Consider the following 14,706-nt stretch of genomic DNA (forward strand, 5'->3'; position numbering starts at 1 on the left):
AATGTAACTTAAGGGGATTTGGTTAGTAATGGTTGTGAACAATATAACGCATATGGTTACCAATAATCATATTATTCATGGCAAACTAGATCTATTTCGATTAATTAACTATTAACAAAGCAGTGAAAGTCTAATTATTTTTTGTAGCACATATCTTTTTTCAAAAAAACTAATACAGGAAAGGGATCGAGCACTGCAGTTAATAATCAAATTACAGACACTATATAAGATTCGATTAAAGCAACGAAATCCACTATGCCAAGAAAATCGATTCTTAAGTCTTTTGAATTGACAACTAATGGTCAATCTATTTGAGTTAATCAAATTTCAATAAAACATATGAACTAATATATAACATTTAATAGATTAGATTGTCACATAGTACTTGCGAAAGAATTCAAACAATGTTATCTAATCTTCAAAATGCCATTAAAGATGTTTCAGCACAAAGAATTAAATTTAATAAGAAAGCATATTCAGTCCTTTAGGAACTGATATTTAGTTAATGAGCTTCTAATTTTTATATAAATTTAATAGATTGAAAGATCAAAATCATTCAACTGATCATTTTATCAATAAGGATAAATAATATATGAAAGATAATTATTTAAAATTGGTTGACGTTAATTTATCTTTTTTTTCTGTTAAATTAGATAAAAATGAAGCTATTATTGAAATTTTAAATATGGATAATGGCGAAGAGGTTTGCACCATTAATATAAATAACATTATCACATTACAATATCAAAACAACATTGATGAAGATGATATTTTACCTGCATATATAGGTGAACTTGAGATATTAAAGAACCTAGATCTAGATAATGAGGTATTTTATTTAAAGATGCAAGGTTGGGTAGATTTATCCTTAGTTTGTGTGAATTGTTATATAAATTATCCATATACAACATAGTTGTTCATTAAGATTCTCACCCAAAGGAGGGGAGATCTTTGTTTTTTCTTTTTATTGCTTAGGCTTAGTGGAGATAAGCCTGAGTTTTGTCAAATGCTCAGATGATATCGTATTTATGAAATAACAATCATTGGATGAACAAATTATAGTAAAAAAATTTGTGATAAATAATTAACATTAAACGGTTGATTATGCTTTATCTAATATGCATCATTTCATCAGAGAGCTGCCAATCACCTTCGCGAGGCAAAATCCACCCTTTAATAAACAGGTAATAATTATGAACTATAATATAACTAAAAATGATATTAAACTTAATTGGCAAGACTTATTATGAGGCTATGAGCACCATTTTTTGGGATGGAAAGATGTGGTCAATTATGCAAATAAAAAAGTAATTGAAGAATCAAATTATGATGAATCAGTAATTGAATTATCAATGATAGATAAAACGACAACCTTTAAGATTGAAAAATTACTTAAAAATATAATTAAAGAAGAGCGTTTTTATCATACTGATAAATGGTTATATATTATTCTATTAGATTTATTTAATAAACGAGAGAAATTAGATGATCCTTTAGGAAAAGTTGAGGAAATTTATGAAAATTTTGATTACCCTGAAGAAATAGAATCTTTTGTAAGATATATGCCGAGTACTGATGATTATGATCCAAGTAAACACACGTACAAAGAAAATATTAATCGATTATATTCAAACTGGGAAAATTATTTAATTTCAAAGAAAAGTTCATTTATTAAATACTAAATGATAGCCTATCCGCCTTAAAAAGATACCAACGAATTAACCGAAGATGAAAAACAAACCACTAGCGCACTATCTCAACTAGCCTTGGCGCGGTAGTCGCTGAGTTGCAAGCTAACTCAGCATTATCTGGTGGTGTTGGTGCAGTAAGCGCAGATCTAGCGAGTTAACCGAAGATGTAAATAATCCATCAGCTCAAGCTGCCAGACAAAAAGCATTAGAGGCATTTGAACGAATCGAATCCGCAATAAAAGGACGTGGAATATGATAACTTTAAGATCGTTATTAAATAAAAAAAATATTGAATATAAAAAACAAAATATGTCTTATCTTGATGAATGGTTTAATGAAATCATCGATGTTCCATTATCTAAACTATTAGTTGGAGATATTGCACGATTAATAAGACAACAAGTTTTTATTTATGAAATTCTACCTTATGCTTTAAATATTCTTTCTTCAGATCCTTTAGCCGGAGACTCATATGATGGTCAATTAATCTCATCATTAGCCACTTTAACTAAAGGTGATATAGAAAAATGTTCATTTAATTTTAATGAGATTAATATGATTATAAATAAAATAGATAAATCATTATTAAGTAGTGAGTTATTAAGTGATATTCAAAAAATAAATAGCTTTTCATCAATGTAATAAGAATATCTAACCTAACCCCAGTTCTGCGATCTCTATCACAGAACTGAGTTAACTATCTATCAACTATGCGATTTACCTCGCAAGCTCGAAAATCAACTGGCCTTTTTTAGCGCTAATGGTGATAGATTGTTCGATAGTAACCCTAGTTTGTTCTAACCAATTACCTTTAAGATGTAGTGCAAGCGGATATGTGGACAGTAGATGGTGTCACGAAAGGGTATATATCGGTCAGAGATCCTGCTACAGGTAAGTGGTATGAAAAGCAGGGTGAAACAACATTCTTCCCTAAGCATTGGTCTAAACGTCAAACTGAAAAGGAAATAAAAAGTGCTTTTGAAAATTCAAAACCACATCCTAAATATAATGACAGGTGGAGCGGAATATCTTCAAGTGGAATAAAAATGCAAGGTTTCTATAAAAAAACTGGTGGTACAGGTGCAACAGCGTGGCCGATTTATAATAAAGGTAAATAATGTATGAAAAATAGAAAAATATATTTATATTGGACGGATTTTTATGAAAATTTCCGTCCATCAGGAAGATTGCCAGAGGAAAATATTCGATACACACCTAAACAAGGTTACGGTGTATGTGAGATTGCATCTTTGCTATTAGATGAAATCCAATACTCAGTTAACTCAGTCAATATCTGGATTAATAATCTAACCGATTTAGCAAATAGTCGAGCACCGGACGGCATGTTTGGTGTTGGTAATGCTCATTGGGTATTAATTACCGGCGATTACGTTTTTATTGGTACTGAATATGTTGAAGAGCAACAGGTGATCCTTACTAGGGAACAGCTTTTATATATTCTGGAACAATATAAAGCCTTTTTAGAAGGGAACAATGAAGATCCTAATAATCCACCCGCTCCGATAGATGTAGAGTTTATTGCCGAAGGGCAAGAGGCGGTTGATCTCTATAATAGTTTAGAAGGAAGTCATCAAGTTTTCTATCTTGAATAACGAGGATGAGCAGACCAGACAAAACATTGTGAAAAATGATTAAATATAACCAAGCTTTTAAAAATAATTATTTAATAGATTTAGAAAGTAATTTAGCTCTTCCGTCTACATTAATGGAATTGATTAATGATGGTTTTGTTAAGCATTCTGAGGGTTGTGTTTTTTTTAAGAAACTACAACTACAAGATTCTATCAATAAAAATAGCAATTTTTTTGATAAAACAGAAATAGAGTGTTGGTACAATAAAATAAGATTAAGCAATTATATCGATGAACATTTAAATCTATTTGCCCCTAAATTTGCTTTTGAAGTACTTAAAAGATTAAATGAAGTATTTTTTGATTCAAAATTTGAACTTATTATTAGTTATGATTTTTTTGAATCTGATTTAGATATTATAATTAAATTACACACTATACGAAAAGAAGAGATTTCTTATATTAATATTGATAAATTGGACAATTTTGATGAGCCAATTTTAGTCATAAGGAACTAAATTTCTCTAACTATGCGATTTCTATCGCTGAACTGAACTAACTATTTACCCACTCAGCGACCTAGTTCGCAAATTGGACAGTTAACTTACATTTTCAGTAGTAATGGTGACAAATTGTCATGTAGTGAATCCAAGTTTATTTAGCTTATTGCTTTTGATAGTACTTTTAAAAGTTATTATTGATAAGATTTTCAGGAATGGATTTTTCTGAAATTACAGAAAAACTTTTAGATGTTGCCGATGGGAAAGGAAAGATTATTGAAGTAAGGTCTAAAAAGAGAGTTCAATTAAATGTTTTTGAGAATGGAAGAATTGAATCCGGTCAATATTATCACCAAGTTTATACCGATGGTAAGTACATTTATGACCCTCGTTTGTCATCGCAACCAATACCAAATGGTGATTGGGAGAAACATATTAAAGTGATCAATCCTGATGGGGTTATGATTTCTGATAAATTATATGGTTTAAAAGGAAAGAAATAAAATGTCTACATATAAAATACCTGACCGTGAAGGGAATCTGCTAAATATAATCGAAGAGGTTAGTCCTCTTGAATGGAGGCGTTATAATCAACGATATCCACAAGTAAGCGTCAATAATCAATTAGAAACAAAAGACTGTTCAAATGTTCCTCCATATGTAGCATTTCGGTTTGAAAATGAGTCAGAAGAAATTATTAATAAATTGAAACTTCTTATAAGGAACTATTCGGGTTTTATTAAGTGGGAACTTCATGGACATAAACGGGAAAATTTACCAGGAACAAACTGGGTTATTAGACCATTTCGAATTACAGAAATAGCATCATTAGCAGGAGATAAAGGGCTGTTGCCTGAAGAATATTTATCAGAGTATGAACCAGAATTTGGTTCTCTAGCATTTGATGACCTAAATGATCTAACAAAATATATTGCAAATAATCTTTAAATGGAAAAAAACCTGAAAAGGGAATGCCTTTGTCAAGGTTAAGGTGATAACCAACTATGTAATGGAAAACCGATGATATTGCCGGCAACTTAATTGCTCATGCAAAATCTGGTGCAGTTAGCAGAAAGCTAGCGAGTAATGCAATTATGAACACTCTTTTTGGAGGGCATTCTCCAACTATAAGTGATGTTAATCCTAAATATGCAGTAGAAACAATAAGGTAAATCCTGGTGAAACTAGAACTGTACAATATACAACACAGTTTGAAGATGGAAATTTGTCAAAAATAAAAACAAGTACTCTATTTCCTGATAATTGGTCTGATAAGAATATTATCGATTCTATTAATCAAATTGTGAATACAAATCATATTGTCATAATGCCTTATACCTTTAACAGGAGTGACTCTTTATAGAAAAACAGTTAATGGGGTGGAAATCGATGTGATTAAAAGTGGTAATATCGAGTAATTGATTATCAAATTCTTTTCCTCGGTCTGAATGAAATAGTGCGATTGAGGATAATGGTGCTTTAATTTGGCTTAATGCTAGCATAACAAACTCAGCTGTTTTGTGTTTTCCGACACTAAATCTAGCTATCTACGATTATACCTTGATTTGACAACGCTTTTCGTATTCTTCGCGTAACTACCTTAATTTTGTTGTATGGATTACTTATATTATTCAATTAATAATAAGCGAAAGATTCGGGTTATTAATGTTGAGCTTTAATTGTGATTTGATGACTATAGATTTCTAAATTAAAATATCAACAATGTTATTAAATCATTACGCATCATAGTATGATTTAATTGAATTAGATTTTATTAGGAGAGAAGCAGTTTAATTCATTATGGTTAGAATTAACTATCATTTAGTTTCTGAAAAATTTGAAAAAACATAATTCTCAAGATTAAACTCACATTTTTTTTCATAACTCGTATTATCATTACTCAATAATACAACCGTTTGCAATTTATTATTATCTCTATACCAAATACTATAAACACCATAAAATTCGGATGAGGGCATTTTAGGATTGGCAATACAATATCCATTTTCATTATATATGAACATATTCTTTTCACCGTTTTCTTTACAGTCAGATATGATTAATATTTGATTTAAAAATTTAATTTCTACCACTTGAAAAACTTTCATTTTAAAACTTTTGCTTATGGTTAAATTAGAATGCATCCAAGATATGTTTCTTCCAGAAGAGTCTACTTTAAGATTACTAATCATTATTACTTATTCCATTACATAATTAAACTTTAAAGCGTTTAGGTATTTTACGTGCGCAGCAATTATCGCACCATATTAATTAACTTGGGTAATGAATTTCACCAAAAAAAGCTCGCTATAATGGTATTTAGCTATTGCTATTTTTATCTTGTTGTAGCGATATCCATTATAGGCAGAATAACAAAAAATATGATTATAGTAGGTTTAAATATATCCAAACAGAACTTTATCGGTTAATGCCATTTTTTTGTATTAGAATTATGAATAATATAAAGATTTAACCTAAAAAACTCCTAGCTATGCCGTTATTCCAATAAATTCTCCTTAGACTTACAATGAGTTGTGAGCATGAAAATTAACGACCACTTAGCTATCACCTCAATTAACTTTTTACCACTGCATAAATCATAATCAATAAAACTGATTGCATAAGATAAAAAAATATTTTAATTTTAGACATTAATCTTTTAAAAGGAGAAGAAATGCGAGACCAAAGAGAAAGGATGTATATTATTGAAAGTACAATGAAAAATGAATTTGAATATGCCTTAGAGGTCAATTTAATCACTCAAGAGCAGCATACTCACTATCTGCAAGAGCTTAAAGCACTAACTGATTATATTTATGAAAAGTATAAAAATGATCTCTGTTTTTACGATGAAGATTGGTTAAAAATTCATGCCTATTATGAAAGGGTTATTGCACTTGGTTTTGTGAGAGAACGTACTAAAAACAATCTAGAATATACATGGCTTATAGAGATGTAAAAAGGATATTGATACTATGAACGAAGTTGATGAACTATATGAAAAAATTCAATTAGCGGATGAATCTCTGCCTACTCCTAATTTTAACCAAACTAATGTCAATTATCCTAAAAACCCGTATACCAATGAAATCTATGAAGCTAATGATTTATATATATATGGTCATCGAAGAGGATTTAACGAAACGTGTTGGTTAACTGAGGAGGAAATAAAGGCTAAAGGATTACAGTTAAAACCCGATGAAATAGCAAATTTTATCGAAAGTGATTTATATCAAAATGATACTCATTATAGAAATGTTAAATTTTATAATGTTGAGCAGCTAGATAAGGCCTCTTTTGACACTTTACCTATTGATGTAAAACCTACTCCGAGTTGGGTTAGAAATGATGCTGCTGAAGAAGTTATGAAAGCACAAAAGATTACAATATTGCACAATAGTTGTTCTAGCCCTCGTTATAATCCTCTCAATCACTCTATTCATATGCCACATCCTTCACAATATGATACCGCGGAAGGTTATTATAATGACTTGTTTCATGAATTTGGACATTCAACGGCTAAACAATTAAATCGAACTCCGACTACTCTAGCGGAAACAGTAGTTTTTGCAAGAAAAGAAGCATTGGTTGCCGAACTGACAGCAATCAAACTGTGTGCGTTATTCAAAATATGATAAGAGTTCAGCATATATTAAATATAGTTTAGCTAAATTTGATGATGATATGCTGGAGTAGAAAAGTGAGTTAGGAAATGCTTTGAATGAAACGGATAAAGTCTATAATTTAATATTTGACAATTTTCCAGAGAACTTAAGGGAATAATTAAAAGAACTGCAATCTAGTGAAAATGTAGCAATATCAAAGCAAACAGTCACCAGTATGGAGTTTTAATGGTGGCAGTTGCTTATATGTTGATCCTCGGCAAAAAGTAGCCAAATTATACCTAGTTCGAAAGATCAATTCAGCTAAACTAACTCAATGATTAAATTCATTAACGACAAAAATAATGCGAATGATATATTGCAAATAACTATCATATTGCTTAATGAAATAAATTATGGATCCTTTAAGTTTTTTTATTGATAATTTTGTTTCTAACAACTGAATAGAACGTTGGCAAATTCTAGCTAAGGGAAAATGGCAAAAGTGTGCTAATGAAATCAAACATCTGGATAAACATTAAAACAATAATTGTCACCGAATTGAGAATAACTAGCTAGATAAATTTAAAGATATTTGTGATGATAGTTTTTTTAGTTTGTCTAGAGCAAAGAACAGCTTTCTTTTTTCATAATGATGGATGGCTATTGTTTTGTAAGATCAATTAATTTATTAAATTAATCCGGTAGACTATTTTCCATTTCTAACTCAATTCTTGTTATCGCTTGTTGGCAGCGATATATTCGATTGTCAAGGGCAGCTAATCTAGCGTGATCGATTAATTTTGGTGAAAGTTCAAATTCATACTTCATCTCTTGTAATCGTCGTAAATAATCTAAATGTCTTGAGTGTTTTTCTACTAATGTTTCTTGAATAATATGCTCAGGAATTGGTTTACGTAGATGTACCGTGGCAAGTTCACGTGTTAGGGCAGTGATTTGGTTAATAAGTTTTTCAGATAAAAATTCAATTTGAGTAAGTTTTTGTAAGCGTGTTGCCTCACAAAGTGCTTGATAGGTTTGTTTAATTTTATCCAAATAGAATTGAAGGTTAGTTTCAATCTTACAGATATTAAACAGATGTTGATCAAAATAATGCTCTTGATAGGATTGTTGATCGGCTAAGTTGATCTGTTGTTCAAGTTCGTTTATTTGATTTTTTAATTTATCCAAAAATATTTGCATGGATCTATCTTGTTTATTAATTATCGTTATCTTGTCCAAAATAATTACCTAAATGAATTTTAGATATGTTTATAAGTTTCATTAACGATTCAAAAGTTAATTTTTCATTTGGATTTTTATTTGGGCTTAATATTTTTTTTTCAATTAGTTGCAATTTAATTCGGTTATAGTTGTCAACTAAATTGAGTGGTAAAGGTGATTGAGAGCGATAACCTAACCATAAGATCCCTTGGATAGGTAAGCTTAAAGTAAATAAAATGGTGATAATTGTCACCACTAATTGAGCGGGTAAATAATATTGCCAAAGAATTAAACCGATGATGATTGGCGGTAAAATTTTTTTTGCCATTTTGATGTAGCTTATAATTTTTAATTCAGGAAATGAATAGGATAGTCCCTTATCTTTCGGGCAAATATCCATATATGTTTGTCCTTGTTTAAAAATTTTAACTAAATTCATCTGGTTTGGATTCCTCGACATTCACATTTTATTGTCTTAAAATAGTGCCATTCAAATTGGGGGCTCTCTTTATTTTATATCAAAATTCAAGATATCAGAAGTCGCCTTATATAACACATAGATTATTTAGTCATGTGTAGAGTTACCAATTTTGATTGGTATAAATCTTTTTATTCAATTTATAGGAATTACTATGTCATCAAGTAATAACGCTCTCGTTCTGAATTGTGGAAGTTCATCTTTAAAATTTGCGATCATAAACCCTGAAAATGGCGATGAATTTTTATCTGGCTTAGCTGAATGTTTTCACCTTCCTGATGCTCGTATAAAATGGAAATTGGATGGTGAAAAGAAAGAAGCTTCTTTAGGTGCTGGTGCGGCTCATAGCGAAGCGATTAGATTTATTGTTAATAACATTTTTCCACAAAAACCAGAATTATTAGACAGTATAAAAGCAATTGGGCACCGTATTGTTCATGGCGGTGAAAAGTATACCCAATCAGTTGTGATTGATGATTCCGTTTTAAAAGGTATTGAAGATGCTGCTGCTTTCGCACCTTTACATAATCCAGCACATTTAATCGGTATTCGTGAAGCTTTTGCTGCATTTCCACATTTAAAAAATAAAAATGTTGCCGTTTTTGATACTGCTTTCCATACTACGATGCCTAAAGAAGCATATTTATATGCCATTCCTAATGAATTATATACTAAGTATGGTGTTCGTCGTTATGGTGCACATGGTACTAGCCATTATTATGTAAGTCGCGAAGCAGCAAGATTACTAAATAAGCCTGTTGATCAAACAAATGTGATCACTTGTCATTTAGGTAATGGTGCGTCAATTACAGCCGTGAAAAACGGTAAATGTGTTGAAACTTCTATGGGTTTAACGCCGCTTGAAGGTCTTGTTATGGGAACACGTAGTGGTGATATCGATCCTGCTATTATGTTCTTCTTACATGATAATTTAAATATGTCTGTTGCTGATATTAATAACTTATTAAATAAAAAATCTGGTTTACTAGGTTTAACTGGTGTTAGCAGTGACTGTCGTTATGTAACCGATAATTACGATAAAGATGAAAATGCTAAAAATGCCTTAGAAGTGTTTGTTCATCGATTAGTAAAATATATCGGTGGTTATGCAATGCTATTAGATGGTCGTTTAGATGCAATTGTGTTTACTGGTGGTATTGGTGAAAATGCGGAAATGATTCGCCGTAAAACTTTAGAAAAATTAAGTATACTAGGTTTTGAGATTGATCAAGAACGCAATTTAGCAGCACGTTTTGGTAACGGCGGTGTCATCACTAAAGATGGTTCAGCTATTGCAATGGTTATCCCAACTAACGAAGAACTTGTTATTGCACAAGATGCTGCACGCTTAACCGCTTAAGAATTTTTAAAACCGCCGTTAAGGCGGTTTGTTTTTGGATTTAATAAAGAATTAAGAGGAAACATATTATGTCTCGTACCATTATGCTGATTCCAACTGGTACTAATGTTGGATTAACAGGTGTAAGTCTTGGTGTTATTCGAGCAATGGAACGTCAAGGTATTAACTTAAATGTATTTAAACCTATCGCACAACCGAGAGCTGGTGGTGATGCTCCAGACAATACTACAACTTTAGTTAGCAACAATACATCAATTCCAACTTTAAAACCTTTAAAAATGAGTCATGTAGAAAACTTATTAGGTTTAAATCAACAAGATGTATTAATGGAAGAAATTGTCGCACTTTACGCAGAAAATACTAAGGGTGCTGATGTTGTTTTGGTTGAAGGTATTGTTCCTACCACTGATTACCCATTTGCGAATGAATTAAATAATAATATCGCCAAAACGCTAGGTGCAGAAATTATTTTTGTTGTAAATATGGGTAAAGATAGCCCAGAGCAGTTAAAAGATCGTATTGAGATTGCCCGATCTAATTTTGGTGGCATCAAAAATGATAAGATCATTGGTGTGATCGTCAATAAAGTAAATGCACCAGTTGAAGAGCAAAATCTTGCTCGTCCAGATGTGGTTGAAATTTATCATACCCCTAATTTTGACGGTAAAAAAATCACAATTAAAGATTTAAATGAACACAGTCCATTACCGGTACTTGGTTGTATTCCTTGGAATATCGATTTAAGTGCTTGTCGTACCTATGATATTGCTAACCATTTGCAAGCTAAAATCATCAATGAAGGTGGCATTAAAAACCGTCGTATTAAGCATGTTTCTTTTTGTTCACGTAGTGTTCCAAATATCATTAATCACCTCCAACCTAACGCGTTACTTGTAACTTCTGCCGATCGTGCTGATGTATTAGTAACAATTTGTTTAGCTGCCATGAATGGTGTGGCGATTGGTGGTGTATTACTAACCGGTGGTTATGATATTGACGAAAATGTGTCTAAATTATGTCAACCAGCATTTGATACAGGTTTACCGGTATTTACAGTTAAAACTAACACTTTCCAAACTTCAATCAACTTACAACAATTTAATTTAGAAATTCCTGTCGATGATAAAGAGCGTATGGATAATACTCAAAACTTTGTTGCCGACCATATTGATGTAAGTTGGGTTAAATCTTTAAAAGAAATAGTTAGTTCTGCTCATCGTTTATCTCCTCCTGCATTCCGTTATCAATTAACTGAACTTGCACGTAATGCGAAAAAAGTAGTGGTATTACCTGAAGGTGATGAACCTAGAACAATTAAAGCCGCTGCAATTTGTGCTGAACGTCAAATTGCTAAATGTGTATTAATTGGTAATCCTGATGAAGTACGAAAAGTTGCTGCGTCTCAAGGCGTTACCTTAGGGGCGGGAGTTGAAATCGTTGATCCAGAACGCATTCGCGATAAATATGTACCTCGATTGGTTGAGTTACGTAAAAACAAAGGTATGACCGAAGTTATTGCGCGTGAACAATTAGCGGATAACGTGGTACTTGGTACAATGATGCTTGAAGCAAATGAAGTTGATGGTTTAGTATCTGGTGCAGTGCATACTACGGCTAATACTATCCGTCCTCCTCTACAATTAATCAAAACAGCACCAGGCAGTTCACTTGTGTCATCAGTGTTCTTTATGTTGATGCCAGACCAAGTGTATATCTACGGTGACTGCGCGATTAATCCAGATCCGAATGCACAAGAGCTTGCTGAAATCGCTATTCAATCAGCAGATACAGCTATTGCCTTTGGTATTGAACCACGTGTTGCGATGATCTCATATTCAACAGGTAGTTCTGGACAAGGTGCTGATGTCGAAAAAGTGAAAGAAGCGACTCGTATTGCTCAAGAAAAACGCCCAGATCTAATGATTGATGGTCCATTACAATATGATGCAGCAGTTATGCCTGATGTGGCTAAATCTAAAGCACCAAATTCACAAGTAGCAGGTAAAGCAACAGTGTTTATCTTCCCTGACTTAAATACTGGTAATACCACTTACAAAGCCGTACAACGATCAGCTGATCTTGTTTCTATTGGTCCAATGTTACAAGGTATGCGTAAACCTGTTAATGACTTGTCTCGTGGTGCGTTAGTTGACGATATCGTTTATACTATTGCATTAACAGCGATTCAATCAGCTCAAGAACAAAATGTTGGTAAATAGTTAATTTTATCTTCCTATTTATTTATGAGGGGTTTTTTAAAAACCTCTCATTTTTACCTCTCCCATAAATTTTATTATTTACAAGTGACAAAATTAATAAAAAAGATCATGTCATCTATTATTTAACGCTGAGTTATGCTCCAATTCAATGTAGTATACTTTAACTTATATTATCTATATGTAGTCTCTATTTCACACTAAACCATAAACTTGCTTTCTTTTTTATTATCTCTGCTATCACGTTCTTTTTGTATGTTAAGTCATAAATCTTTTATCAGAAACAATGAATATTCAAAAAAAATACTGCTACGCTATTTAAGCGTAATGATTAGATGATACAATAGCCACCAATTTTTATATTGGCTTATATTTTAGGAATTAAAATTGATGAATAAAGACATCCACCAACAGCGTATTTTGATTTTGGATTTTGGTTCACAAGTAACGCAATTAATTGCTCGAAGAGTTCGTGAAATCGGTGTGTATTGTGAACTTTGGCCATGGGATGTTTCGGAAGAAAAAATTAAACAATTTAATCCTAAAGGTATCATTTTATCGGGTGGTCCGGAAAGTACTATCGAGCAAAATAGCCCTCGTGCACCTGAATATGTGTTTAACGCAGGAGTGCCGGTATTAGGTATTTGCTATGGTATGCAAACAATGGCGATTCAGTTAGGTAAGGGCGGGGTCGTTACTGCATCTAATCAACGTGAGTTTGGTTATGCTAAAGTAGATATTGTTGCAAAATCAAAATTGACAGACGGAATTTTAGATAGCATTAATGATCAAGGTATTAATCAACTTGATGTTTGGATGAGTCATGGTGATAAAGTAACCTCATTACCAGACAGTTTTAACTTAATCGGTCAAACAGAAACCTGTCCATTTGCAATCATGGCAAATGATGAAAAACAATTTTATGGTGTACAGTTTCATCCTGAAGTTACTCATACCGTTAAAGGATTTGAACTATTACAACGCTTTGTTATCGATATTTGTCATTGTGAAAAATTGTGGACACCTTCTTCAATTATTACTGATGCAGTGGCTCGTATTAAAGAGAAAGTTGGTCAAGATAAAGTCTTATTAGGTCTTTCTGGTGGAGTTGATTCATCTGTTACCGCACTTTTATTACATCAAGCCATCGGCGATCAGTTAACCTGTGTTTTTGTGGATCATGGTTTATTACGTTTAAATGAAGCACAGCAAGTAATGGAGATGTTTGGTGATAAATTTGGATTAAATATTATCGCTGTTAATGCTGAAGAGCGTTTTATGACGGCATTAAAAGGTGAAGCAGATCCTGAAGCAAAACGTAAAATCATTGGTCGTGAATTTGTTGCAGTTTTTGATGAAGAAGCAGCAAAACTTAAAGATGTAAAATGGCTTGCTCAAGGGACTATTTATCCCGATGTTATTGAATCAGCAGCCGCTGACACAGGTAAAGCGCATGTCATCAAATCTCATCATAATGTCGGTGGTTTACCAGAAGATATGAAAATGGGCTTAGTTGAACCATTACGTGAATTATTCAAAGATGAAGTACGTAAAGTTGGTTTAGAACTCGGTTTACCATACGATATGCTATATCGTCATCCATTCCCTGGACCAGGTTTAGGCGTACGCGTATTAGGTGAAGTGAAAAAAGAGTACTGTGATTTACTGCGACAAGCGGATGCTATCTTTATCGAAGAACTTTACAAAGCGGAACTATACCACAAAGTTAGCCAAGCATTTACCGTATTCCTACCGGTACGTTCAGTTGGTGTTATGGGCGATGGTCGTCGCTATGATTGGGTTGTCTCGTTACGTGCCGTAGAAACCATCGACTTTATGACCGCCCATTGGGCGCATCTTCCATACGACTTTTTAGGAAGAGTATCAAACCGTATCATTAACGAAGTTAATGGTATATCACGAGTAGTCTATGATATCAGCGGCAAACCGCCAGCGACTATTGAGTGGGAGTAAATCCTTTACAGTTATTAATTTCTGTTAATCTATGTAAAAGCCATTCATTTCAGAATGGCTTTTTTAATC

Annotated in this window: 17 protein-coding genes and 2 pseudogenes; 15 read left to right on the plus strand and 4 right to left on the minus strand. The window is 32.4% G+C overall.

The genetic code is table 11. The annotated features are described in order from the left end of the window. Positions 1-592: 592 nt before the first annotated feature. The 4 genes and pseudogenes from DKK79_RS06150 to DKK79_RS06165 all read left to right on the plus strand — a co-directional run bounded on the left by DKK79_RS06150 (position 593) and on the right by DKK79_RS06165 (position 2,333). Positions 593-913, plus strand: coding sequence for a hypothetical protein (locus tag DKK79_RS06150; protein ID WP_110423336.1), 321 nt, complete (start codon positions 593-595; stop codon positions 911-913). 349 nt (positions 914-1,262) lie between these two features. After that, positions 1,263-1,682 (plus strand): annotated as a pseudogene (locus tag DKK79_RS06155) (DUF2247 family protein); the annotation flags it as partial. A 30-nt stretch (positions 1,683-1,712) separates the two neighbouring features. Beyond that, positions 1,713-1,778: pseudogene (locus DKK79_RS14895) on the plus strand (VENN motif pre-toxin domain-containing protein); the annotation flags it as partial. A gap of 165 nt (positions 1,779-1,943) precedes the next feature. Next, positions 1,944-2,333, plus strand: a complete 390-nt coding sequence (locus DKK79_RS06165) for a contact-dependent growth inhibition system immunity protein (protein ID WP_110423337.1) — start codon at positions 1,944-1,946, stop codon at positions 2,331-2,333. A gap of 75 nt (positions 2,334-2,408) precedes the next feature. On the opposite strand, the gene DKK79_RS14900 is transcribed toward DKK79_RS06165, so the two are convergent. After that, positions 2,409-2,534, minus strand: a complete 126-nt coding sequence (locus tag DKK79_RS14900) for a SymE family type I addiction module toxin (protein ID WP_110424038.1) — start codon at positions 2,532-2,534, stop codon at positions 2,409-2,411. On the opposite strand from DKK79_RS14900, the gene DKK79_RS06175 reads away from it, so the two are divergent. The 6 genes from DKK79_RS06175 to DKK79_RS14905 all read left to right on the plus strand — a co-directional run bounded on the left by DKK79_RS06175 (position 2,525) and on the right by DKK79_RS14905 (position 5,146). Continuing rightward, a complete protein-coding gene (locus DKK79_RS06175) occupies positions 2,525-2,809 on the plus strand; it encodes an EndoU domain-containing protein (protein ID WP_110423338.1) in 285 nt (94 codons plus the stop codon). The genes DKK79_RS14900 and DKK79_RS06175 overlap by 10 nt on opposite strands. A gap of 3 nt (positions 2,810-2,812) precedes the next feature. Next, a complete protein-coding gene (locus DKK79_RS06180; protein WP_110423339.1) occupies positions 2,813-3,304 on the plus strand; it encodes a hypothetical protein in 492 nt (163 codons plus the stop codon). A 35-nt stretch (positions 3,305-3,339) separates the two neighbouring features. Next, entirely contained in the window at positions 3,340-3,801 is a 462-nt protein-coding gene (locus DKK79_RS06185) for a hypothetical protein (RefSeq protein ID WP_110423340.1), read from the plus strand. A gap of 197 nt (positions 3,802-3,998) precedes the next feature. Next, positions 3,999-4,286 carry a hypothetical protein gene (locus DKK79_RS06190; RefSeq protein WP_110423341.1) on the plus strand — a complete coding sequence of 96 codons (288 nt, stop codon included), beginning with the start codon at positions 3,999-4,001 and terminating at the stop codon, positions 4,284-4,286. A 1-nt stretch (position 4,287) separates the two neighbouring features. Continuing rightward, on the plus strand, positions 4,288-4,731 hold the full coding sequence (locus DKK79_RS06195) for a hypothetical protein (protein ID WP_110423342.1): 444 nt from the start codon (positions 4,288-4,290) through the stop codon (positions 4,729-4,731). Positions 4,732-4,930: 199 nt separating this feature from the next. Further along, entirely contained in the window at positions 4,931-5,146 is a 216-nt protein-coding gene (locus DKK79_RS14905) for an EndoU domain-containing protein (RefSeq protein WP_110423343.1), read from the plus strand. A 454-nt stretch (positions 5,147-5,600) separates the two neighbouring features. On the opposite strand, the gene DKK79_RS06205 is transcribed toward DKK79_RS14905, so the two are convergent. Further along, a complete protein-coding gene (locus tag DKK79_RS06205) occupies positions 5,601-5,975 on the minus strand; it encodes a hypothetical protein (protein WP_110423344.1) in 375 nt (124 codons plus the stop codon). Between the two features lie 482 nt (positions 5,976-6,457). Between DKK79_RS06205 and DKK79_RS06210 the strand changes: the two genes are divergently transcribed. Both DKK79_RS06210 and DKK79_RS06215 read left to right on the plus strand, forming a co-directional pair. Beyond that, the gene (locus DKK79_RS06210) at positions 6,458-6,742 is read left to right on the plus strand and encodes a hypothetical protein (protein ID WP_110423345.1); all 285 of its coding nucleotides are present in this window, start codon (positions 6,458-6,460) and stop codon (positions 6,740-6,742) included. Between the two features lie 16 nt (positions 6,743-6,758). After that, the gene (locus tag DKK79_RS06215) at positions 6,759-7,418 is read left to right on the plus strand and encodes a zincin-like metallopeptidase domain-containing protein (RefSeq protein ID WP_110423346.1); all 660 of its coding nucleotides are present in this window, start codon (positions 6,759-6,761) and stop codon (positions 7,416-7,418) included. Between the two features lie 663 nt (positions 7,419-8,081). On the opposite strand, the gene priC is transcribed toward DKK79_RS06215, so the two are convergent. Both priC and yfbV read right to left on the minus strand, forming a co-directional pair. After that, positions 8,082-8,588: a primosomal replication protein PriC gene (priC, locus tag DKK79_RS06220; protein ID WP_110423347.1), complete on the minus strand. Its 507-nt coding sequence runs from the start codon at positions 8,586-8,588 to the stop codon at positions 8,082-8,084. Positions 8,589-8,604: 16 nt separating this feature from the next. Then, positions 8,605-9,048, minus strand: a complete 444-nt coding sequence (gene yfbV / locus DKK79_RS06225) for a terminus macrodomain insulation protein YfbV (RefSeq protein WP_181415249.1) — start codon at positions 9,046-9,048, stop codon at positions 8,605-8,607. A gap of 193 nt (positions 9,049-9,241) precedes the next feature. On the opposite strand from yfbV, the gene DKK79_RS06230 reads away from it, so the two are divergent. The 3 genes from DKK79_RS06230 (at position 9,242) to guaA (ending at position 14,637) form a co-directional block, all read left to right on the plus strand. Continuing rightward, the gene (locus DKK79_RS06230; protein ID WP_110423349.1) at positions 9,242-10,447 is read left to right on the plus strand and encodes an acetate kinase; all 1,206 of its coding nucleotides are present in this window, start codon (positions 9,242-9,244) and stop codon (positions 10,445-10,447) included. A 68-nt stretch (positions 10,448-10,515) separates the two neighbouring features. Beyond that, positions 10,516-12,666 (plus strand): phosphate acetyltransferase, encoded by a 2,151-nt coding sequence (gene pta / locus DKK79_RS06235; RefSeq protein WP_110423350.1) that lies wholly within the window; start codon positions 10,516-10,518, stop codon positions 12,664-12,666. A gap of 387 nt (positions 12,667-13,053) precedes the next feature. Then, positions 13,054-14,637, plus strand: a complete 1,584-nt coding sequence (gene guaA / locus DKK79_RS06240; RefSeq protein WP_110423351.1) for a glutamine-hydrolyzing GMP synthase — start codon at positions 13,054-13,056, stop codon at positions 14,635-14,637. The last annotated feature ends 69 nt before the right edge of the window (positions 14,638-14,706 follow it).

The organism is Gilliamella apicola, assembly GCF_003202915.1.
In the GTDB taxonomy this organism is placed as follows: domain Bacteria; phylum Pseudomonadota; class Gammaproteobacteria; order Enterobacterales; family Orbaceae; genus Gilliamella; species Gilliamella apicola_Q.

Bases quoted from the DNA above. Each gene is read 5' to 3' on its own strand.
- yfbV (WP_181415249.1), bottom strand. From the start codon at position 9,048: ATGAATTTAGTTAAAATTTTTAAACAAGGACAAACATATATGGATATT.
- DKK79_RS06180 (WP_110423339.1), top strand. From the start codon at position 2,813: ATGAAAAATAGAAAAATATATTTATATTGGACGGATTTTTATGAAAAT.
- DKK79_RS06230 (WP_110423349.1), top strand. From the start codon at position 9,242: ATGTCATCAAGTAATAACGCTCTCGTTCTGAATTGTGGAAGTTCATCT.
- DKK79_RS06205 (WP_110423344.1), bottom strand. From the start codon at position 5,975: ATGATTAGTAATCTTAAAGTAGACTCTTCTGGAAGAAACATATCTTGG.
- guaA (WP_110423351.1), top strand. From the start codon at position 13,054: ATGAATAAAGACATCCACCAACAGCGTATTTTGATTTTGGATTTTGGT.
- pta (WP_110423350.1), top strand. From the start codon at position 10,516: ATGTCTCGTACCATTATGCTGATTCCAACTGGTACTAATGTTGGATTA.
- DKK79_RS06210 (WP_110423345.1), top strand. From the start codon at position 6,458: ATGCGAGACCAAAGAGAAAGGATGTATATTATTGAAAGTACAATGAAA.
- DKK79_RS06175 (WP_110423338.1), top strand. From the start codon at position 2,525: ATGTGGACAGTAGATGGTGTCACGAAAGGGTATATATCGGTCAGAGAT.
- priC (WP_110423347.1), bottom strand. From the start codon at position 8,588: ATGCAAATATTTTTGGATAAATTAAAAAATCAAATAAACGAACTTGAA.
- DKK79_RS06215 (WP_110423346.1), top strand. From the start codon at position 6,759: ATGAACGAAGTTGATGAACTATATGAAAAAATTCAATTAGCGGATGAA.
- DKK79_RS06185 (WP_110423340.1), top strand. From the start codon at position 3,340: ATGATTAAATATAACCAAGCTTTTAAAAATAATTATTTAATAGATTTA.
- DKK79_RS06150 (WP_110423336.1), top strand. From the start codon at position 593: ATGAAAGATAATTATTTAAAATTGGTTGACGTTAATTTATCTTTTTTT.
- DKK79_RS06165 (WP_110423337.1), top strand. From the start codon at position 1,944: ATGATAACTTTAAGATCGTTATTAAATAAAAAAAATATTGAATATAAA.
- DKK79_RS06195 (WP_110423342.1), top strand. From the start codon at position 4,288: ATGTCTACATATAAAATACCTGACCGTGAAGGGAATCTGCTAAATATA.
- DKK79_RS06190 (WP_110423341.1), top strand. From the start codon at position 3,999: ATGGATTTTTCTGAAATTACAGAAAAACTTTTAGATGTTGCCGATGGG.